This is a genomic window from Bacillus sp. EB600, assembly GCF_024494385.1.
Lineage (GTDB): Bacteria > Bacillota > Bacilli > Bacillales > Cytobacillaceae > JAEVLT01.
In genome coordinates this window covers 351,928-370,995 of record NZ_JAEVLT010000001.1, presented here as the reverse complement: position 1 = coordinate 370,995, position 19,068 = coordinate 351,928, and the positions used below count along the sequence as shown (strand labels likewise).

The 19,068-nt window shown below is 39.8% G+C and carries 21 protein-coding genes; 15 read left to right on the top strand and 6 right to left on the bottom strand.

Annotated features, from left to right (window positions below; genetic code table 11):
* Positions 1-69: 69 nt before the first annotated feature.
* From JN080_RS02005 to JN080_RS01985, 5 genes are all read left to right on the top strand, one after another.
* A complete protein-coding gene (locus JN080_RS02005) occupies positions 70-507 on the top strand; it encodes a BrxA/BrxB family bacilliredoxin (protein ID WP_256234205.1) in 438 nt (145 codons plus the stop codon).
* 209 nt (positions 508-716) lie between these two features.
* Positions 717-1,508 carry a transporter substrate-binding domain-containing protein gene (locus JN080_RS02000; protein WP_256234204.1) on the top strand — a complete coding sequence of 264 codons (792 nt, stop codon included), beginning with the start codon at positions 717-719 and terminating at the stop codon, positions 1,506-1,508.
* A 93-nt stretch (positions 1,509-1,601) separates the two neighbouring features.
* Positions 1,602-2,261 (top strand): amino acid ABC transporter permease, encoded by a 660-nt coding sequence (locus JN080_RS01995; RefSeq protein ID WP_256234202.1) that lies wholly within the window; start codon positions 1,602-1,604, stop codon positions 2,259-2,261.
* Entirely contained in the window at positions 2,254-2,976 is a 723-nt protein-coding gene (locus JN080_RS01990) for an amino acid ABC transporter ATP-binding protein (protein ID WP_256234201.1), read from the top strand. Before JN080_RS01995 ends, JN080_RS01990 begins: the two co-directional genes overlap by 8 nt.
* Positions 2,977-3,049: 73 nt before the next feature.
* Positions 3,050-4,051 carry an aromatic acid exporter family protein gene (locus tag JN080_RS01985; protein ID WP_256234200.1) on the top strand — a complete coding sequence of 334 codons (1,002 nt, stop codon included), beginning with the start codon at positions 3,050-3,052 and terminating at the stop codon, positions 4,049-4,051.
* A 135-nt stretch (positions 4,052-4,186) separates the two neighbouring features.
* On the opposite strand, the gene prli42 is transcribed toward JN080_RS01985, so the two are convergent.
* Positions 4,187-4,282, bottom strand: coding sequence for a stressosome-associated protein Prli42 (prli42, locus tag JN080_RS01980; protein ID WP_256234199.1), 96 nt, complete (start codon positions 4,280-4,282; stop codon positions 4,187-4,189).
* Positions 4,283-4,442: 160 nt separating this feature from the next.
* On the opposite strand from prli42, the gene mce reads away from it, so the two are divergent.
* The 3 genes from mce (at position 4,443) to JN080_RS01965 (ending at position 7,652) form a co-directional block, all read left to right on the top strand.
* Positions 4,443-4,862, top strand: a complete 420-nt coding sequence (gene mce, locus JN080_RS01975) for a methylmalonyl-CoA epimerase (protein WP_256234198.1) — start codon at positions 4,443-4,445, stop codon at positions 4,860-4,862.
* On the top strand, positions 4,859-6,412 hold the full coding sequence (locus JN080_RS01970) for an acyl-CoA carboxylase subunit beta (RefSeq protein ID WP_256234197.1): 1,554 nt from the start codon (positions 4,859-4,861) through the stop codon (positions 6,410-6,412). The genes mce and JN080_RS01970 overlap by 4 nt, the downstream gene beginning before the upstream one ends.
* Before the next feature lie 118 nt (positions 6,413-6,530).
* Positions 6,531-7,652 carry a tripeptidase T gene (locus tag JN080_RS01965; RefSeq protein WP_256234354.1) on the top strand — a complete coding sequence of 374 codons (1,122 nt, stop codon included), beginning with the start codon at positions 6,531-6,533 and terminating at the stop codon, positions 7,650-7,652.
* Between the two features lie 147 nt (positions 7,653-7,799).
* Here the strand turns inward: JN080_RS01965 and JN080_RS01960 are convergent, their stop codons facing one another.
* Positions 7,800-8,498: a VIT1/CCC1 transporter family protein gene (locus JN080_RS01960; RefSeq protein ID WP_256234196.1), complete on the bottom strand. Its 699-nt coding sequence runs from the start codon at positions 8,496-8,498 to the stop codon at positions 7,800-7,802.
* Between the two features lie 179 nt (positions 8,499-8,677).
* On the opposite strand from JN080_RS01960, the gene JN080_RS01955 reads away from it, so the two are divergent.
* Both JN080_RS01955 and JN080_RS01950 read left to right on the top strand, forming a co-directional pair.
* A complete protein-coding gene (locus JN080_RS01955; RefSeq protein ID WP_256234195.1) occupies positions 8,678-9,136 on the top strand; it encodes a chemotaxis protein CheW in 459 nt (152 codons plus the stop codon).
* 63 nt (positions 9,137-9,199) lie between these two features.
* Complete coding sequence (locus tag JN080_RS01950; RefSeq protein WP_256234194.1) at positions 9,200-10,489, top strand: DNA polymerase IV; 1,290 nt, start codon at positions 9,200-9,202, stop codon at positions 10,487-10,489.
* A gap of 79 nt (positions 10,490-10,568) precedes the next feature.
* Here JN080_RS01950 and zwf read toward each other — a convergent pair whose 3' ends face one another.
* A complete protein-coding gene (gene zwf / locus JN080_RS01945; protein WP_256234353.1) occupies positions 10,569-12,041 on the bottom strand; it encodes a glucose-6-phosphate dehydrogenase in 1,473 nt (490 codons plus the stop codon).
* A gap of 250 nt (positions 12,042-12,291) precedes the next feature.
* On the opposite strand from zwf, the gene rnz reads away from it, so the two are divergent.
* The gene (gene rnz, locus JN080_RS01940) at positions 12,292-13,221 is read left to right on the top strand and encodes a ribonuclease Z (protein WP_256234193.1); all 930 of its coding nucleotides are present in this window, start codon (positions 12,292-12,294) and stop codon (positions 13,219-13,221) included.
* A gap of 164 nt (positions 13,222-13,385) precedes the next feature.
* Here rnz and namA read toward each other — a convergent pair whose 3' ends face one another.
* Positions 13,386-14,405 carry an NADPH dehydrogenase NamA gene (namA, locus tag JN080_RS01935; protein WP_256234192.1) on the bottom strand — a complete coding sequence of 340 codons (1,020 nt, stop codon included), beginning with the start codon at positions 14,403-14,405 and terminating at the stop codon, positions 13,386-13,388.
* Between the two features lie 72 nt (positions 14,406-14,477).
* The gene (gene proC, locus JN080_RS01930; protein ID WP_256234191.1) at positions 14,478-15,323 is read right to left on the bottom strand and encodes a pyrroline-5-carboxylate reductase; all 846 of its coding nucleotides are present in this window, start codon (positions 15,321-15,323) and stop codon (positions 14,478-14,480) included.
* A 500-nt stretch (positions 15,324-15,823) separates the two neighbouring features.
* Between proC and JN080_RS01925 the strand changes: the two genes are divergently transcribed.
* Complete coding sequence (locus JN080_RS01925; protein ID WP_256234190.1) at positions 15,824-16,615, top strand: SDR family NAD(P)-dependent oxidoreductase; 792 nt, start codon at positions 15,824-15,826, stop codon at positions 16,613-16,615.
* A 38-nt stretch (positions 16,616-16,653) separates the two neighbouring features.
* Here the strand turns inward: JN080_RS01925 and JN080_RS01920 are convergent, their stop codons facing one another.
* On the bottom strand, positions 16,654-16,848 hold the full coding sequence (locus tag JN080_RS01920) for a YqzH family protein (RefSeq protein ID WP_256234189.1): 195 nt from the start codon (positions 16,846-16,848) through the stop codon (positions 16,654-16,656).
* 173 nt (positions 16,849-17,021) lie between these two features.
* Between JN080_RS01920 and JN080_RS01915 the strand changes: the two genes are divergently transcribed.
* From JN080_RS01915 to JN080_RS01905, 3 genes are all read left to right on the top strand, one after another.
* Positions 17,022-18,287 (top strand): Y-family DNA polymerase, encoded by a 1,266-nt coding sequence (locus JN080_RS01915; protein WP_256234188.1) that lies wholly within the window; start codon positions 17,022-17,024, stop codon positions 18,285-18,287.
* A 14-nt stretch (positions 18,288-18,301) separates the two neighbouring features.
* Positions 18,302-18,637: a YolD-like family protein gene (locus tag JN080_RS01910; protein ID WP_256234187.1), complete on the top strand. Its 336-nt coding sequence runs from the start codon at positions 18,302-18,304 to the stop codon at positions 18,635-18,637.
* 82 nt (positions 18,638-18,719) lie between these two features.
* Positions 18,720-19,049: an iron-sulfur cluster biosynthesis family protein gene (locus JN080_RS01905; protein ID WP_256234186.1), complete on the top strand. Its 330-nt coding sequence runs from the start codon at positions 18,720-18,722 to the stop codon at positions 19,047-19,049.
* Positions 19,050-19,068: the final 19 nt, after the last annotated feature.

Genomic DNA, 19,068 nt, shown 5'->3' with positions numbered 1-19,068 from the left:
TAAACGCATTTTGACTGTTATTATAGTGTTATACAATCTATTAGGATTGCCAAAGGAGTGATCAGTCAAATGAGTATGGATTTTAACTTTTTTATGAATGATGTTGTTCGCCAAGCGCGTGAAGAAATTGTTTCGGCAGGTTATGAAGAATTAAAAACACCTGAAGAGGTTAATCAAGCTCTTTCAAAAAAGGGCACAACCCTTGTAATGATTAATTCGGTTTGTGGCTGTGCAGGAGGAATTGCCCGCCCTGCAGCAGCGCATGCATTGCATTATGACAAACGTCCCGACCAATTAGTAACCGTTTTTGCCGGTCAGGACAAAGAGGCTACAGAGAAAGCAAGAAGCTATTTTACTGGGTATCCACCCTCCTCACCATCGTTTGCATTACTAAAGGATGGAAAAATCTGCACAATGATTGAAAGACATCAAATTGAAGGCAATGATCCGATGACCGTTATTTCAAAACTGCAGCAAACCTTCGATCAATATTGTGAAGAAGTATAACAAAACAAACCGCCAATCTCATATGAGGTTGGTGGTTTGTTTTGTTAATAATTTTCTTGAAAAAAGGGAAACTAATTTTAAAAAAATATATTTGCATAATGATTCAGATGTGTTAAAATTCATTCATGTGAATAATTATTAGCATTTAACTAGAATATAAGCAAAATACTTACAAATAGGGATGAAAGAAAATTATAGGAGGAAAATAAATGAAAAAGGGTATTATTTTATTTTTATCAATGATTATGCTGTTTGGTGTTCTTGCTGCTTGCGGGACAAGTAAAAAAGACAATGCAGCTGGCGATAATAAAGCTAAAAAAGTGTTGACAATGGGTACATCAGCAGATTATCCGCCATTTGAGTCAGTGGATACCGAAAAATCAAAAAATATTATTGGCTTTGATGTGGATCTTGCAAAAGCAATTGCTGGTAAACTTGGTTATCAGGTTCAAGTAAAAGATATGGATTTTAGCGGGCTTATTCAAGCGCTCAAATCCGGTCAAGCGGATTTTGTTATGGCAGGAATGACGCCAACAGCAGATCGAAAGAAAAATGTTGATTTCAGTGACATCTATTATACAGCCCAAAACATGATTATTTCCAAAAAGACTAGTAGCATTAATAAACTTGATGATCTAAAAGGAAAAACAGTTGGTGTTCAACTGGGATCAATTCAAGAAGGAAAAGCAAAAGATATCAATAAAACAGTTGCGATCAATATTGTAAACCGTGACCGTATTCCTGATTTGGTCCAAGAGATTAAAGCAGGCCGTATGGATGCAGCGATTATTGAAGACAATGTTGCTAAAGGTTTTATGACGAAAGAAAAAGACCTAAAGGGCTTTACAATCAGTGATAATCCTGAGGAAGCAGGATCTGCGATCGCATTTCCAAAAAACAGTGATTTAACTGCCAAATTCAACCAAGAGTTAAAGAAAATGAAACAAAATGGTGAACTTAAAAAATTAATTGTGAAATGGTTTGGTGGAGAAGCTAAGTAGTAATATAGCTGTGAAAAAAGGCGTTCAGAGAGTCTTTGTTATCTGAACGTCTTTAAAATTTTAATTGTATTTTTAGAGAGGATTGGTTACGGGATGAATTTAGATTTTGCCCAATTCATACCTTCCATGCCATATATTTTAAAGGGAATTACGGTTACCCTTCAAATTGTTATTTTGGCAGGGGTTTTGGGATTTGTGCTTGGGACTGTTTTATCGTTATTAAAAATAAGCAAATTGAGTTTTCTTGGCTGGATAGCTGATGCCTACACGTCTATTTTTAGAGGAACTCCAATGATTTTGCAATTAATGGTCATTTATTATGGTTCTCCCCAACTTATTGGCTATCAAATTCAACCATATACAGCTGCAGTCTTATCGTTTGGTCTCAATTCAGGAGCATATGTTTCAGAAATTATTCGGGCTGGGATTCTAGCCATTGATAAAGGCCAGCAGGAAGCTGCATTAGCACTTGGTGTTCCCTATGGAAAAATGATGTATGACATCATCCTTCCACAGGCGATAAAAAATATTCTTCCGGCGTTGATGAATGAATTCATTACGCTGACCAAGGAATCAGCGATTGTCACATCGATCGGCGTCATGGATATCATGCGCCGCTCCTATCAAGTGGGTGCAGAAAAATACTCCTTTTTTGAACCATTAATCATTGCTGGTTTGATTTATTATTTAATGGTTATGGTGTTAACCTTCTTAGGAAAAGGGCTTGAAAGGAGAATGAGACGCAGTGATTAAGGTAGAGCATTTGGTTAAAAATTTTGGCAAGCTTGAAGTTTTGAAGGATATCACTACAACGATAAAACAAGGTGAAGTGGTAGCGATTATCGGGCCTTCAGGTTCGGGAAAATCTACATTCCTGCGGTGTATGAACCTTCTCGAAGCGCCGACATCCGGTCGAGTGTGGATTGGGGGTCATGAAATTACTGATAAAAAAACGAATATTATGAAGGTGCGTCAGAATGTCGGTATGGTATTTCAACACTTTCATTTATTTCCTCATAAAACGGTCCTGCAGAATTTGACTTATGCACCGATGAAGGTAAAAGGAGCTTCGAAAGCGGCTGCAGAAAAGTCTGCGTACGAGCTTTTAGAACAAGTCGGACTTTCTGAAAAAGCCAACGAATATCCGAAAAGATTATCCGGAGGCCAAAAGCAGCGTGTTGCAATTGCGAGAGCATTGGCAATGAAGCCCGATGTGATGCTTTTTGATGAACCGACATCCGCCCTCGATCCTGAAATGGTAAAGGAAGTTCTCGAAGTAATGAAATCTCTTGCCCACACGGGAATGACGATGGCCATTGTAACTCATGAAATGGGTTTTGCCCGCGAGGTTGCTGACCGGGTTCTTTTTCTTGATGGTGGTATCCTTCTTGAAGATGCTCCGCCGCAAGAATTTTTTACTAATCCGAAAAGTAAACGTGCGCAAGACTTCTTGCAAAAAATGCTTTAAAAAGTATATGCTAGAATGAAAGATGATCACGATGATCATCTTTTTTCTTTAGTCTATTTTAAGGGGATTTGTTATGAAGTTTCGAATCGGATACCGGACAATAAAAACGGCAATCGGAATGGCTATTAGTATTTTACTTGCAGAGCAGCTTGGACTACATAATTTTGCTTCAGCTGGCATTTTAACGGTTTTATGTATTCAGATTACGAAAAAAAGATCACTTCGGACGGCTTGGGATCGGTTTTTAGCTTGTACCATTGCGATGCCTTTTTCAGCCTTGATTTTTGCAGGATTTGGTTATAAGCCGATCGTGATTGGAATCATTCTTCTTTTGTTTATTCCTACTTGTGTCATGTTAAAAGCAAATGATGGTATTGTAACAAGCTGTGTTATCATTTTGCATTTATTTGCTGCCCAGCATTTTTCCGTTGCCTTTTTTCTAAATGAACTAGGTGTAATTATTATTGGCATTGGTGTTGCACTGATTATAAATTTATATATGCCTAGCGTTGATAAAAAAATGGAGGGGTATCAAGAAAAAATCGAAGAAAACTTTAAGAGGATTTTTATCGAAATTATTCGCTATTCACGTAATGGTGACAGCGATTGGGATGGGAAAGAAATCACGGAAACGGCAAAGATTATCAGTGAGGCCAAAAAAATTGCAGTCTATGATGTGGAAAATCGCTTTATAAAGGAAGAAACTATATATTACCAATATTTCACAATGAGAGAGAAACAATTTGAAATAATTGAACGGTTGCTGCCAAATGTTACTTCGATTACAAACACAGTAAAACAAGGAAATATGATTGCCGATTTTCTTGGGGAATTGTCAGAAAATATCCATCCTGGAAATACAGCGATGATCTATATCCAAAAATTGATGAAAATGAAAGTAGAGTTTGAAGAAAGTGAACTTCCTAAGACACGGGAAGAATTTGAAGCAAGGGCTGCTCTTTTGCAATTAGTAAACGAAATGGAAAGATACTTGATTATAAAAAGCTCATTTAAAGGGCTAAAAAAAACGTCCAAAGTGAACGTGGCAAGAAAAAAGAAGCAAATCAGCCAATAAACGATGTTTGAAAATAATAAAAAGGACTGTTCATCATCTTTGAACAGTCCTTTTTATTGTTGTCCAGCTCCGACGCACAGGACGTGGCGGATTTTAGCCGACGTTCCTTAATTCGGGCGCTTCCGCTTTTCTTTTTTATATAAATCGAGCAAGGCCTAATAGGAGGGTTGAGGCAAGCATGGCTATGAGCATTAAATAAACAACTACTTTTCTCGTTTTCTTCTTTGACAATGTGGTTACCTCCTCTAAACAAAATCGATATTTCTAGTTTATCAGAGAAAATAGTAAGAATTCAACGGAATTACTGCTCAATTTAGGAAGGATTTATGAATTTTTTAACGAATAAAGTAATTGTCGAATAAATTCTAATATTGAAAACAGAGGGGATATTATGATAAAAAAAGTCGACCACATTGGGATTGCAGTCAAGTCCCTTGATCAAACACTCCCGTTTTATACAGAGGAACTAAAGATGCCCTTACTGGGGATTGAAGTAGTAGAAAGTGAAAAAGTAAAGGTAGCCTTTCTGGATGCTGGTCAGACTCATATTGAATTGCTAGAACCTACTTCACCTGAAAGCGCTATCGCCAAGTATATTGAAAAGCGTGGTGAAGGGATCCACCATATCGCTCTTGGGGTAAATTCTATTCAAGATAGACTAAATGAATTAAGGGAAAAGGGGATTCGGCTGATTCAAGAAGAAGCAAAGGTGGGTGCAGGCGGATCAAAGGTAGCGTTTTTACATCCAAAATCTGCTTCAGGAGTTTTGTATGAACTCTGTGAAAAAAAGGGAGAGGAATCAAAAACATGATTGATATATATGAAAAAATAAATGATCTGTATGACAAAAGGCGGGAGATTGAACTAGGTGGTGGTGACGGAAAAATTCTTAGACAGCATGAAAAAGGTAAATTGACCGCCAGGGAAAGAATTGACCTTTTAGTCGATGAAGGTTCTTTTGTTGAGCTAAATCCCTTCATTGAACATCGGAGCAATGATTTTGGTCTAGACGAAATGAAGGGACCGGGAGATGGTGTTGTTACAGGGTATGGTAAAGTAAATGGGCGTCCCATTTATTTGTTTTCTCAGGATTTTACTGTTTTTGGTGGGGCATTGGGAGAAATGCATGCCAAAAAAATTGCCAATGTAATGGATTTGGCAGCAAAAAACGGGGCACCCTTTGTCGGTCTTAATGATTCGGGTGGTGCAAGGATTCAAGAGGGGGTTGTTTCCCTAGATGGCTACGGGCAAATCTTTTACCGTAATTCAATTTACTCTGGTGTCATTCCCCAAATATCAGTCATAATGGGGCCATGTGCAGGCGGTGCTGTTTATTCCCCGGCCATCACCGATTTTGTTTTTATGGTGGAAAAAACAAGCCAAATGTTTATTACAGGACCAAAAGTAATTGAAACGGTTACTGGGGAAAAAATCAGCTCTGAGAATCTCGGCGGAGCAAAAGTGCATAACTCAATTAGCGGTAATGCCCATTTTCAAAATGAAACGGAAGCAGAGGCATTAGACAACGTTCGCAGACTACTTAGCTATCTTCCCCAAAATAACCAAGAAAAGCCGCCAATACTGAAACAAGATGAAAATAAATCTGACTATCGTCCGGATTTAGCGGAAATTATTCCATTTGATGCTATTCGTCCATATGACGTTCGACTTGTGGTTGAACAAGTAGCCGATGAAGGATCATTTATGGAGATTCAAAAGGACTTTGCTAAAAACATAGTGGTTGGCTTTGCAAGAATTGCAGGCGAATCCGTAGGTCTTGTCTGTAATCAGCCGAAGTTCATGGCAGGCGGACTTGATATTGACTCCTCAGATAAAGCATCCAGATTTATTCGTTTTTGCGATTCCTTTAATATTCCAATTCTAACTTTTGAAGACGTTACCGGTTTTTTCCCTGGTGTTAAACAGGAGCATGGGGGAATTATTCGCCACGGTGCCAAAATTTTATATGCATACTCAGAAGCTACCGTACCGAAATTAACGATTATTTTAAGGAAGGCCTTTGGTGGAGCATACGTTGCCTTAAATAGTAAGTCAATAGGCGCTGACCTTGTATTTGCTTGGCCGAATGCCGAAATTGCCGTAATGGGTGCGCAAGGGGCAGCAAATATAATTTTTGCCAAAGAGATTGAAAATAGCGAAAACCCTGAAGAGGTTAGACAGCAAAAAATAGAAGAGTATCGTGAAAAATTTGCTAATCCCTATGTTGCAGCAGCGCGCGGTATGGTCGATGATGTAATTGACCCACGCGAAACACGAATAAAAATCGTTCAAGCATTGGAAATGCTTCGTAACAAAAAAGAGTCAAGACCTGACAAAAAACACGGAAACATTCCGCTTTAATATTTTTATCCAACTTAACCCCTGCGTTTTGCGCGGGGGTTAAGTTATTTGAAGACCGAAACAACAAAAGAGTATACTGAGGTAGTGAGTATACATATATAGGAGGTTCGAGACCATGATTACTAACCAAGAACGTCTTTTGAATGAGTTTTTAGAGCTTGTCCAAATAGATTCAGAAACAAAGTTTGAGACTGAAGTCGCTAAAGTGTTAAAACAAAAATTTACTGATTTAGGCCTTGATGTTTTTGAAGATGATACAAAGGGAAAGACCGGACATGGAGCAGGTAACTTAATTTGTACACTTAAAGGGACAAAAGAGGGTGTTGATCCCATTTATTTTACCTCTCATATGGACACAGTCGTTCCAGCTAAAGGGGTAAAACCTTCCATTAAAGATGGCTATGTCGTTACTGATGGTACAACAATTTTAGGCGCTGACGATAAAGCAGGATTGGCTGTCATGCTCGAGACAATCCGTGCTTTAAAGGAACAAAATATCCCACATGGTACTATTCAGTTTGTGATAACAGTTGGGGAGGAATCAGGGCTTGTTGGGGCAAAGGCGCTGGATCCTTCCTTATTGAAAGCAAAATATGGCTATGCCCTTGACAGTGATGAAAAAGTTGGGAATGTCGTTGTTTCTGCGCCAACGCAGGCAAAGGTGAAAGCAACCATCTACGGGAAAACAGCGCATGCTGGGGTTGCCCCTGAAAAGGGAGTTTCTGCGATTACAATTGCCGCCAAAGCGATTGCAAAAATGCCGCTGGGGAGAATTGATAAAGAAACTACTGCAAATATCGGGCGTTTTGAAGGAGGTTCAGCGACGAATATTGTTTGTGACCGGGTAGATATCCTCGCTGAAGCACGTTCACTCATACCAGAAAAAATGGATGCACAGATTCAAAAAATGAAAGATGCTTTTGAATCAGTTGCTGAACAAATGGGTGGAAAAGCAGATGTGAAAGTGGAAGTGATGTATCCGGGATTTAAATTCGGAGAAGGCGATCATGTGGTTGAAATTGCTAGAAAAGCAGCAGCAAAAATTGGCCGCCCTTGCGAATTGCAAAAAAGCGGCGGCGGCAGTGACGCCAATGTATTTAACGGATTTAATATTCCAACCGTTAACTTGGCAGTCGGCTATGAAGAAATTCATACAACAAATGAGCGTATCCCAGTGGAAGAGCTTTATAAACTTGGGGAAATGACTTTGGCAATTATTGATGAAGTAGCTAATCAATAAAATCCTTTTAAAAGGATTAAATCAGTATTACACATGCAAAATAGCACAGAAATTCAAAGCTATGAATTTCTGTGCTATTTTTTCACAATACAATCAGGAGCGAGCGGTCTTTAGTCGACGTTCTTTAATTTGAGCGCTTACGCTTTTCTAGGAAATTAACTTGGCGAGACCAAAAGCAACGGCAGCCGCAAGTCCTCCAACGATTGTCGTCTGGAACGAACTTTTCCACGGTGATGCTCCTGTAAATTTCCCTTTTATATACCCAAAAATAGCAAGTGCGAATAATGTAATCAAGGCAGATACTTTTAATCCGGAAATGGGATCTGCAATTAAGAAATAAGGCAGGAGCGGAATAAGTCCTCCTAAAATATAGGATATTGCAATTGTTAGGGCGCTATTTCTTGCCCGGCTTGGCTCAGGCTTTTCTAAGCCAAGCTCAAATCTCATCATGAGATCAACCCATTTATCAGGGTGCTTTCTTAACGTTGAAATAATCGATTGTATTTGCTCTTCTTCAAGGCCGTATTCTTCAAAGATTTCAGCAACTTCTTCTTCTTCTCGTTCAGGGACTTCAGTGATTTCCCGCTGTTCCCGCTTCAATTCCGTCTCATAATGCTCAGCTTCTGTCCGGGCAGCTAAATAACCGCCTAATCCCATGGCGACTGATCCGGCGGCAACTTCTGCCCCGCCTGCCGTAAGAATTAAAGTAGTAGTATCAACAGCCCCAGAAAGACCCGCAGCTAATGCGAATGGAACAGTAAGTCCATCGGACATGCCAATAACGATATCACGAATTAAGTCAGACGCCATAAAGTGATTTTCTTCATGATCTTTTTCTTTTGACATTCTTTCACATCCTTTCATAAAGAATAAATTTCTAATCCTATCAATATTTTACTTAACATCATTGAGAATACAACAAAAAAATTTTCATTTCATGTAAATAGAGAACGATTTTGAGAGAAGTCATGCTATAGTATATGGTATACATATTAACTTTTTAAAGGGAGGATCAGCAATTCTACATGAGTAAAGTGGTGGTCGTTCGTACTGGAAATGAAGAATATGCAATACCGCTTCAATCTGTTGTTTCGATAGAAAAAATAGAGGGGATCACTCCTATACCGAAGATGCCAGACTATGTTACCGGAATGATAGAAAAAAGGCAAAACGTAATTCCTGTTATCGATCTCGAATATATTTTTTATCATCGTTTCATTAAACCCGATGAGCACACCAGATTAGTAGTCGTTAAATCAGGTGAACATATAATTGGAATTCTCGTTAATGAGGCTAAAGAAATCATTGAAATTCCTTCCGAATCAGTAAAACAGATCGGATTACTTGCTAGTCCCGCAACTGCTTATATTTTGGGGGTTGTAAGTCTTAATGATTGTCTAGTAACCATTATTAACTCTGAAGTTCTGATTGGTTCCTTAGAGGGGATAAATGTGCTGCTTGCTGAAATGGAAAGTCGCCAATAAGGTGGCTTTTTTTCTATCAACTTTGCTAGAATGATCTTAGCAATGTTTTTAGGATGTGGGCACATGAATCAAATGTATCCAAAAAAAGGGAGAGTCATTTTACACGTTGATATGAATAGTTTTTATGCATCAGTGGAAATGGCTTATGATCCGGCCGTAAAGGGAAAACCACTTGCCATTGCCGGCAACGTTGAGGAACGGCGGGGGATTATTGTTACGTGCAGCTATGAGGCCCGCAGGTTTGGTGTTAAGACAACAATGCCGCTCTGGGAGGCAAAGAAGCTATGCCCTGAACTAATTGTTAAATCACCAAATTTTGATCGCTATCGTTCTCTATCGATTCGTATGTTTGAACTGCTAAGGCAATATACTGATCTTGTTGAACCTGTATCGATTGATGAAGGGTATATGGATATTAGTGAAAGTTATAGCTTGGGCAGCCCGCTTGATATTGCACAAAGTATTCAGACCAGAATACTGCATGAATTGGATTTACCCTGCAGTATTGGAATTGCTCCAAATAAATTCTTGGCCAAAATGGCTTCTGATATGAAAAAACCAATGGGAATTACAGTATTAAGGAAGCGGGATGTACAAAGAATTCTTTGGCCGCTTGCATCAAATGAAATGCATGGTGTTGGTAAGAAAACAGCAGAGAAGCTTAAGACAATAGGGATCATGACGATTGGGGATCTGGCGAATGGCAATGATGTTCAGCTTAAAAAGCTCCTTGGTATTAATGGGACCCGCTTAAAGGAAAGGGCAAATGGAATCGATTTGAGACCCGTTGATCCGGAGTCCGTTGCTGACTTTAAAAGTATAGGCAATTCAACAACTCTTCCGAAGGATGTTATAAATCAACAGGAATTATTTCAAGTTCTCGATTCGCTTGCTGAAAAGGTTTCTGTGCGATTAAAGCGTAAAAATGTTCTGGCTACCACATTAGTAATTACGATTCGTTACAAGGATAGGAAAACAATTACTAGAAGTAAAAAGTTGGCTAATCCCGTTCACGTAACCGAAGAAATTAGTTCACTTTCTAAGAAAATGTTTCTTAAGCATTGGAACGGTAATCCGATCCGACTATTAGGGATAACCGGTACTGACTTGATTGAAAAGGACAACGCTGTCAAACAGCTTGATTTGTTTTCTTATGAGAAAGAAGCGCAAAAGGAGCCGCTGCTCAACGTAGTTTCAAAATTGCGTGAAAAATACGGGAAAAAGATTATTGAACGAGCGGGTCTTCACCAGGTTGATCCGGATCATCAGGTAGGGACCGAGACCAGCTTTAATAAAGATTTTCTTCGGTCCTTTCCAAACAAAACGGATCATCCGAAAAAAAAAGATACGTAATTCTCTATTAAAAAAATCCCCGCTGCAAATGCAACGGGGACTTTTTTTAGATAAGTTTAACCGGGCGCTTGCGCCTTTCTTATTTACAGCAGTCGTCGACTTCTAATTCATCTACATGCCACCAAGAGAAACCATCTTTCTTCAATAGCCCATCGGCTGCCTTTGGCCCCATCGACCCTGATTCATAGTTTGGATAATTTGCTTTTGTCTTTTCCCATTCAGCAGAAATCTTGTCAACGAAATTCCAGGCATAGGCTACTTCGTCCCAATGAGTAAAATTGGTTGCATCCCCGCGCATACAATCATACAGCAGCTTTTCATATCCTTCAGGAGTGTTCATTGCATTAACCCCTGTATTTGCAAAACTTAGCTTTTCTTCGGTTGCATCCAAGTGTACTCCGGCTTTTTTTGCATTGAGATGAAGCGTGATTCCTTCTTGTGGCTGAATATGAATAACCAGAAGGTTTGGATTTAATAACTTATCGGTCTGATAGTACAAATTCATCGGAATATCTTTAAATTGGACAACAATTTTCGTTGTCTTAGTAGCCATTCTTTTTCCTGTCCGAATATAGAATGGGACGCCGGCCCAACGGAAATTATCAATCATAATTTTCCCGGCAACGAAAGTCTCTGTGTTGGATTCCTTATCGACATTTGGCTCATCACGGTAGGATGGAACCTTTTTGTTCTCGATTGTTCCTTCACCATATTGACCGCGGACAAAATGCTGATTTACTTCGTCTCCTTCGACATTTCGAATTGACCGGAAAACCCGAACTTTTTCCGAGCGGATTTCGTCTGTTGTCAGACTAATTGGCGGCTCCATTGCGAGCAATGCAACCATCTGCAGCATGTGGTTTTGCAACATATCCCTTAGTGCACCACTTTTTTCATAATAACGTCCCCGTTCTTCGACCCCAAGGGTTTCGCTTGATGTGATTTGAATATTAGCTATATAGCGGTTATTCCAAAGCGGTTCAAAAATAGCATTTGCAAAGCGGATAACTTCGATATTGCGGACCATTTCTTTTCCTAAATAGTGGTCAATCCGATAAATCTCCTCTTCGGAAAAAGCAGTTCTAATTTGTCCATTTAATTCTTTGGCTGAAGCTAAGTCGTGGCCGAACGGTTTTTCAATCACCAATCGTTTATAGCCTTTTACATCTGTTAAGCCATCTGATTTTAAATGAAGCGCAATGGTTCCAAAGAATTCAGGTGCCATAGCTAAATAAAAAATTCGATTTCCTTCTAGACCGTAATGCTCGTCAAGGTCATTGGCCACTGTTTTTAAGGAAAGGTATGAGCTCGAATCTGTTACATCATGTGAATGATAATAAAAATGGGAAGCAAATTCATCAATTTTTTCATCTTTTCCAAGCGCAGACATGACTGATTCCTTTACAGAGCTTTGAAACTCATCATTTGAAAGGGGTCTTCTTGCAACACCTACTACAGCAAACTCATTGGACAATCTGCCCTTTTCAAACAAACGATAGAGGGAAGGAAACAGCTTTCGTTTTGCTAGATCGCCTGTTGCTCCAAATATCATAATTAATGAAGTCATGCATTGAGTCACGTTTAAAAACCTCTTTTCAAGTAAATTCTGATGTTGATTATGTAAAACACCTATTGTAACCATTACAAGTATAAAATTTTAGACGTTTACTTTAGATTTAGCAAATTTAATGCAATCCATGTATACAGACATTTAAACAAGTGGCTTTCGCAAAAAAAACGGCAACTTGCTTTTGTTATGGTATAGTAGTAACTAATTAGTCAGGTTGGAAAGGGGTTTTTATGTGAATATCTTTTTCTTAGGAACAGGTGCGGGTCTCCCTGCAAAACTTCGCAATGTGACATCAATTGCACTAAAGCTACTCGAAGAAAGAGGGGCTATTTGGCTATTTGATGTAGGGGAAGCAACCCAGCACCAAATCTTACATACATCTATTAAGCCACGCCGCATTGAAAAGATCTTTATTACCCATCTTCATGGCGACCATATTTATGGGCTCCCTGGCTTGCTTTCAAGCCGTTCATTTCAGGGTGGTGATACTGAAATAATCATATATGGACCTAAAGGAATCGAAGAATACATAAAAGTCAGCCTTGCTGTCAGTCAGACTTTTTTAAAATACCCATTAAAAATAGTCGAACTTGAAGAAGGGGTTGTTTTTGAAGATGAACAAATGGTGGTCGAGGCGCAGCGCTTAGAGCATGGCATTCCTTCTTACGGATTTAGAATTGTAGAAAAGGAACGGCCAGGGACATTGTTAGCTGAGAAGCTCTCGCTTGCAGGGATAAAACCCGGTCCTATTTATAAAAAGATCAAAAATGGCGAAATAGTTACATTGGAAGATGGAAGGACTCTTGATCCGCAAGATTTTCTTGGTCCTGCACAGAGGGGGCGGATTGTTACGATTCTTGGAGATACCCGTTACTGTGAAAGCGCCGTTTATTTAGCTCAAAATGCGGATGTATTAATTCATGAAGCGACTTTTTCAAAAGGGGAGGAAAGGCTTGCACATGAATATTTTCACTCTACTACACAACAAGCAGCAAAGGTTGCCAAAAGAGCAAATGTGAAGCAGTTATATTTAACACATATTAGTGCTCGTTATGATCGACACGCTTGGGGAGATTTGGTGAAAGAAGCAAAGGAAATATTTCCCACTAGCGATATTGCCGAGGATTTTAAAGAAGTAACCATTCACTTAAATAAAAACTAAAAAAAGACGGTTAGACCGTCTTTTTTGTCGTCTAGGAAATTATAAAAAAATTACCTGTTGATAACTTTGAATGAAGTTGATCCCTCTAGCTCCAGCGCCCAGCGACTAGTCAAGCACGAATGCGCTAACGCTCTTCGTGTTTGACTAGTCGAACCAGTCTATTTTTAATTCCAGCCGCGCTTATATTGTTTTGGACTTTCAAGCTCAACACCAAGCACTTTAGCGGCTGTACGCGGCCAATAGGGGTCGCGAAGCAGTGCGCGACCAAGGAAAATTAAATCAGCCCTGTCATTTTGGAGAATTTCCTCTGCGTGTACGGCCGAAGTAATCAAGCCGAGTGCACTTGTAGAAACTTCAGCTCCATGTTTGATTTCTTCAGAAAATTTCACTTGATAACCAGGGTAGTCATTAATTTGAATTGGAGCAACTCCGCCTGAGCTGACGTCAATGAAATCAACCCCCTGGTCTTTCATCCATTTAGCCATAGTTACATAATCACTGGTTGTAAGGCCTTGTTCATGATAATCATTTGCAGAAATTCGAATAAACAAAGGGCCATCCCAGACAGATTTAACAGCTGCAATGACTTCACGCAGGAACCGATAGCGATTTTTAGCTGTACCGCCATATTCATCCGTTCGGTGGTTCGCCAGCGGTGATAAAAATTGATTAATTAAATACCCATGGGCACCGTGCAGTTCAATGATATCAAACCCAGCCTTTTGAGTCCTTGCAGCAGCCTGTTTAAATGCTTCAACGGTTTCGGCAATTTCTGCTTTTGTCATTTCTTTAGGAGTTTTCATTTGATCATTAAATGCAATCGCAGAAGGAGCAAGAATTTCTCCTTCCACCACGGCCTTTCTACCAGCGTGGTTAATCTGTATACCAACTTTTGCTCCCTGTTCTCTGATCAGGTCGACAAGCTGCCTTAAACTCCCAATATGTTCTTCGTTCCAAATTCCTAGATCCTGGGTGGAGATTCTACCTTGTGGAGTAACTGCCGTTGATTCTAAAATTATTAACCCCACTTGACCGACTGCTCTCGATACATAATGGGTGCGATGCCAATTTTGAACCATTCCATCTTCATTATAGCTAGAGTACATACACATTGGCGACATAACAATTCGATTTTTTAAGGTAACACCTTTTACTGTAAAAGGTGTTAACAACTTTGCTGGCATTGGTGGACCTCCATTCATTTGTTTTCTTTCTTAAGTATACCAAATGCTCCAAAAGTGTAAAAAAATACGTCTTTATAATGTTTGCTTTGTAGAATGAAGCTCTGTTCTTAACGCTTCACCCATTTTCTTGGATTGCACTGTCGCCGCTTTGATACACTCGATGAAAGCTTGCTGAACGCCATTTTTTTCAAGAATTTGAAGTCCTGCTTCTGTTGTTCCACCAGGGCTTGTTACTTCCTTACGAAGCTGTTTGGAAGGCTTTGGTGATACCCTCACCATTTCTGCAGCTCCTATGAGTGTTTGAATAATGAGCTTTTTGGCTGTCTCCTGATCAAGCCCAGTTTCTGCAGCCCCTTTTTCCATTGCCTCGACCAGATAATAGATATACGCCGGTCCGCTTCCAGACAATCCTGTTACAGCGTCAAGTTGTTCTTCAGGAACAAACGCGGCAAATCCAACCGTTTCAAATAATTGTTTGATGGTCTCCATTTGACTTGTAGTAACTGTGCTATTCACAGCAATACCAGTGGCTGATTTTCCGACGGCCGCTGAAGTATTTGGCATTGCTCTTGCGATCGAAAGCCGCTTCCCGGATAGTTCTTCGATTGTGTTGATCGAGATCCCGGCAAGAACAGATATTATCATTATTTCGTCTGATAAATAGCTGCTAATCTCCTTAATGGCTGTTGCCGCATCCTTCGGCTTCATTGCTAACACAACTGCTTCTGCTCCAGCAAACAGCATGTTTAAATCATAGGTCCCCGTGACATCATATTTCTGATGAAGGGCTGACAATTTTTCCTTATTTGCTTTGTTTGTTACCCAAATATTTTTAGGATCCATTAACTTATTTTCAACAATGCCTGAAATCATTGCTTCTGCCATTGAACCTGCGCCGAAAAACACTAATTTTTTCATTATATTTCCTCCCTAAAAATCAAAATAATTTACCAAAAATAAAAAGACCTTTCATCCGTAAAGGACGAAAGGTCTGATCTTCCGCGGTACCACCTTCATTTACCCTTTTTGAAAAAAAATTCGAGGGTTCACTTTAACTCCGATAACGCCGGATATGCGTTAGGTTTTCCTAATTGCTCATAAGGTAGGTTCAATGATCAAGAGGGCTGTGCGGCCTTTCAACCAAGGGGCCTCACTCTCTTTAGCCATTCGTTCATTTACTGGCCTTATTCATCGCTTTTCTATCGAACAAATTTTAATTGATTATGCAGGAAGGATGGGGTATTTGTCAAGTGGAAAATTTGATGAAGTCCTTTTTGTAAATAATTGCGTGAATGAGCACAACTTGACTATTTGTTAGTTGTATCGGAGATTAATAGTAAAAGAATTAATTTTGTCTGGAAGTGCATGGAATTTACTACCACGTTACCGGACGAAGTCAGTTGAGGTGAAGTAGTTTAATGGAAAGATTAAAAGGTAAAAATATTGTGATTACTGGTGCCTCGGGAGGAATAGGTGCGGAAATCGCAAAGCTTTGTGCAGCACGGGGGGCGAACCTTGTGCTGTTAGCGAGAAATATAGACAAACTGCAGGTGCTGCAGCGGGATTTACAGCAGCACCACCATGTTAAAGTAGCTGTTTTTCAACTCGATGTGTCAGATACAGACAAAATTAAGGAAGTCTTTACGCAAATCTTTGCAACGGTTCAATATGTCGATATTTTGGTTAATAACGCCGGGTTTGGAATTTTCCATGCCGTACATGAAGCGACAATCGAAGAAATTAAAGGAATGTTCAGCGTGAATGTTGTTGGTTTAATGGCTTGTACAAGCATGGTGCTGCCTAAAATGCGGGAGAGGCATTCCGGCCATATCATTAATATCGCCTCCCAAGCTGGGAAAATTGCCACCCCTAAATCGAGTGTATATTCTGCTACTAAGCATGCGGTACTTGGCTATACGAATGCTCTGAGAATGGAGCTTGCTGATGAAAATGTCTATGTTACAGCTGTGAACCCGGGTCCAATTGCGACCAATTTCTTTACAATTGCCGACGAAAAAGGAACATACGTTAAAAATGTACAAAGATTTATCCTCCAGCCGGAATATGTCGCACAAAAGATCGTCAACGCTATGCTAACAAGGACAAGAGAAATTAATTTGCCCCGCTGGATGAATATGGGAAGTGTTATCTATACTCTTTTTCCCCGATTGTTTGAACGGATTGGGAAAAAGGCATTTAATCAAAAATAAAGTCTCTGCTGTGGCAGAGGCTTTTTTTACGCTGTATTTTAGTTTGTTAAAAACTCATAAACAGTATCGTTTACAACCTCGTACAAGTCTGCATTCGGTTCCTCACACTTAATTTTTCCTATTTTATTACAAAGCGTATCCATCTCTTCTTTGTTTAGGGGCAGTGAGTCAGCATCCGAATAGTACTGTTTAAAGCAGTTTTGAATCATCTTGCAAATAAGTTTTCTGTCCATGGAATCGGCCTCCACAAACAATTATACCGTTTTATTTGTGATTCTCCATATTGGTAAAAATCCCCTTATAAATAGAAAAATTCCCATTGAATACGAACGCATATTCCTTTAAAATAAGGATATAATAATAGAACTAATGTTCGCTTATCAATAATGCATCTGGAGGAGTAAGGATGGTCGATTACAGCACCTTGCCGCAAAATAAAATTCTATGCGTTGACATGAAAAGCTTTTATGCGAGCTGTTCGGCGGTAATGGAGGGACTTGATCCTTTAAATTGCTATTTAGCTGTAGCAGGAAATCATGAGCGACAGGGAAGTGTCATTCTGGCTGCATCACCGCGCTTAAAAAGAGAGTTTGGGATTAAAACCGGCTCACGTTTGTTCGAAATCCCGAAGGATCCAAGAATTAAGGTCGTTGAACCTAAGATGGCGACATACTTGCGGATTGCAACGGAAATTTCCCGTGTCTTTAATCGTTATGTTCCAAAAGAAGCTATTCACACATACAGCGTTGATGAAAGCTTTATAAAAGTAGACGGGGCTGTTACTCTATGGGGTGATGCTGTTACAATTGCCAAAAAAATAAAGGACGATATTGAGCGGGAATTTCAGCTGCCCAGCGCGGCCGGAATTGGTCCTAACATGCTGATGGCAAAGCTTTGTCTTGATTTAGAGGCAAAGACAAAGAAAAGAGGGATTGCCGAATGGACATTTGAGGACGTTCCGACAAAGATTTGGAACGTTTCACCACTTAGTGAAATGTGGGGAATTGGCAAGCGTGTCGAGAAAACGTTAAACGGCATGGGTATTTTTACTGTCGGTCAACTAGCCAGATTTGATTTGGAAAAACTAGAAAAGAAATTTGGGATAATGGGAAATCAGCTATATCACCATGCATGGGGAGTTGATCTGTCTGATTTAGGTGCACCGATTATTGAGGGGCAAATCAGTTTTGGGAAAAGTCAAATCCTGCTAAGGGACTATAAGGACAAAGAAGAAATTCAGCAGGTAATTTTAGAAATGTGTGAGGAAGTGGCGCGAAGGGCACGGACACAACGGAAAGCTGGGAGAACAGTCAGCCTCGGAATAGGCTATAGTCATGAAGACTTTGGCGGCGGTTTTCATCGCTCGAAAACGATCAATCAGCCCACAAATGTGACGATGGAGCTTTATCATGTTTGTCTTGACTTATTTCGTCAGCATTACAATGGCAAGACGGTTCGGAACATTTCGATTACCCTCGGAAACATTGTTGATGATAAAGAACTGCAGCTTAGTCTCTTTGATTTAGGTGCTGATAAAAGGTGGGAGCTGGGTTATGTGGTTGACCGTATCCGTAACCGCTTTGGCTCGGGTGCTCTATTGCGCGCTGTTTCTTACACATCGGCCGGAACGGCTAGAGAGCGGGCAAAACTTGTCGGCGGGCACAAGCAATAATGGGAGGTGAAAATATGATTCGCGACCGTGGGAGGATAAAATGGACGGCGATGATGCTTCCCGAGCACGTAAAACTACTCCGGGATTGGGTAAAGGAAGATCAATATGAACAGAAAAAAAGCATTGATGAGCAGCAGCTTGAATGGATGAACGAGATAATAATGGAGGCAGTCGAGTGTAATCAACTCGTGGCCATTACACATTATCAAAATCATAACTATGAAATCGTCGTTGGCAAAATTCATAATTGGGATGAACTAGCTCAAAAACTCCATATTATTGACCGCTTTCAAGAGATCCATCGTATTGCGATAGTTGATATTGCTGATGTTCGATTAATGGATGTATAGTGATCTGTGTTAGGAAAAGAAGCAAAGAAATTGAAAAGATGTATGGTGTACACTATCATATGCGAGGAAGGGAGTTTTTAACATGGAGATTACGATAACAGATCCTGCTGCTGCAAAAATCAGTGAAAAGACAAAAGACTGTAATGGTTATTTAAAGTTAAAATACGATACAGAAGGGTGCGGATGCGCAGTAGATGGTGTTGCTGTTTTGTGGTTTGAACCGGAATTAGAGGATGACGATATCGCAGTTGAAACAAATGCTCAAACCATATATGTTGAAAAAGCGAAAACAGTTTTCTTTGATGAAAAAATGAAACTTGATTTTTCCCAAACATCCAATTGGTTTCAATTATCGAGTTCACAGCAAACTTTAAACGGGCATATGAGTTTAATCGTAAAAAAAGCAGACTAACTTTACAAGTCTGCTTTTC

What these genes read in the sequence shown, in the direction of transcription:
- JN080_RS01910 (WP_256234187.1), top strand. Translation starts at nt 18,302, where the DNA reads ATGATTCGCGACCGTGGGAGGATAAAATGGACGGCGATGATGCTTCCC.
- JN080_RS01960 (WP_256234196.1), bottom strand. Translation starts at nt 8,498, where the DNA reads ATGTCAAAAGAAAAAGATCATGAAGAAAATCACTTTATGGCGTCTGAC.
- proC (WP_256234191.1), bottom strand. Translation starts at nt 15,323, where the DNA reads ATGAAAAAATTAGTGTTTTTCGGCGCAGGTTCAATGGCAGAAGCAATG.
- JN080_RS01970 (WP_256234197.1), top strand. Translation starts at nt 4,859, where the DNA reads ATGATTGATATATATGAAAAAATAAATGATCTGTATGACAAAAGGCGG.
- JN080_RS01955 (WP_256234195.1), top strand. Translation starts at nt 8,678, where the DNA reads ATGAGTAAAGTGGTGGTCGTTCGTACTGGAAATGAAGAATATGCAATA.
- JN080_RS01920 (WP_256234189.1), bottom strand. Translation starts at nt 16,848, where the DNA reads ATGGACAGAAAACTTATTTGCAAGATGATTCAAAACTGCTTTAAACAG.
- JN080_RS01950 (WP_256234194.1), top strand. Translation starts at nt 9,200, where the DNA reads ATGAATCAAATGTATCCAAAAAAAGGGAGAGTCATTTTACACGTTGAT.
- JN080_RS01985 (WP_256234200.1), top strand. Translation starts at nt 3,050, where the DNA reads ATGAAGTTTCGAATCGGATACCGGACAATAAAAACGGCAATCGGAATG.
- JN080_RS01915 (WP_256234188.1), top strand. Translation starts at nt 17,022, where the DNA reads ATGGTCGATTACAGCACCTTGCCGCAAAATAAAATTCTATGCGTTGAC.
- JN080_RS01905 (WP_256234186.1), top strand. Translation starts at nt 18,720, where the DNA reads ATGGAGATTACGATAACAGATCCTGCTGCTGCAAAAATCAGTGAAAAG.
- mce (WP_256234198.1), top strand. Translation starts at nt 4,443, where the DNA reads ATGATAAAAAAAGTCGACCACATTGGGATTGCAGTCAAGTCCCTTGAT.
- JN080_RS02005 (WP_256234205.1), top strand. Translation starts at nt 70, where the DNA reads ATGAGTATGGATTTTAACTTTTTTATGAATGATGTTGTTCGCCAAGCG.
- zwf (WP_256234353.1), bottom strand. Translation starts at nt 12,041, where the DNA reads ATGATATTTGGAGCAACAGGCGATCTAGCAAAACGAAAGCTGTTTCCT.
- JN080_RS01925 (WP_256234190.1), top strand. Translation starts at nt 15,824, where the DNA reads ATGGAAAGATTAAAAGGTAAAAATATTGTGATTACTGGTGCCTCGGGA.
- namA (WP_256234192.1), bottom strand. Translation starts at nt 14,405, where the DNA reads ATGCCAGCAAAGTTGTTAACACCTTTTACAGTAAAAGGTGTTACCTTA.
- JN080_RS02000 (WP_256234204.1), top strand. Translation starts at nt 717, where the DNA reads ATGAAAAAGGGTATTATTTTATTTTTATCAATGATTATGCTGTTTGGT.
- JN080_RS01995 (WP_256234202.1), top strand. Translation starts at nt 1,602, where the DNA reads ATGAATTTAGATTTTGCCCAATTCATACCTTCCATGCCATATATTTTA.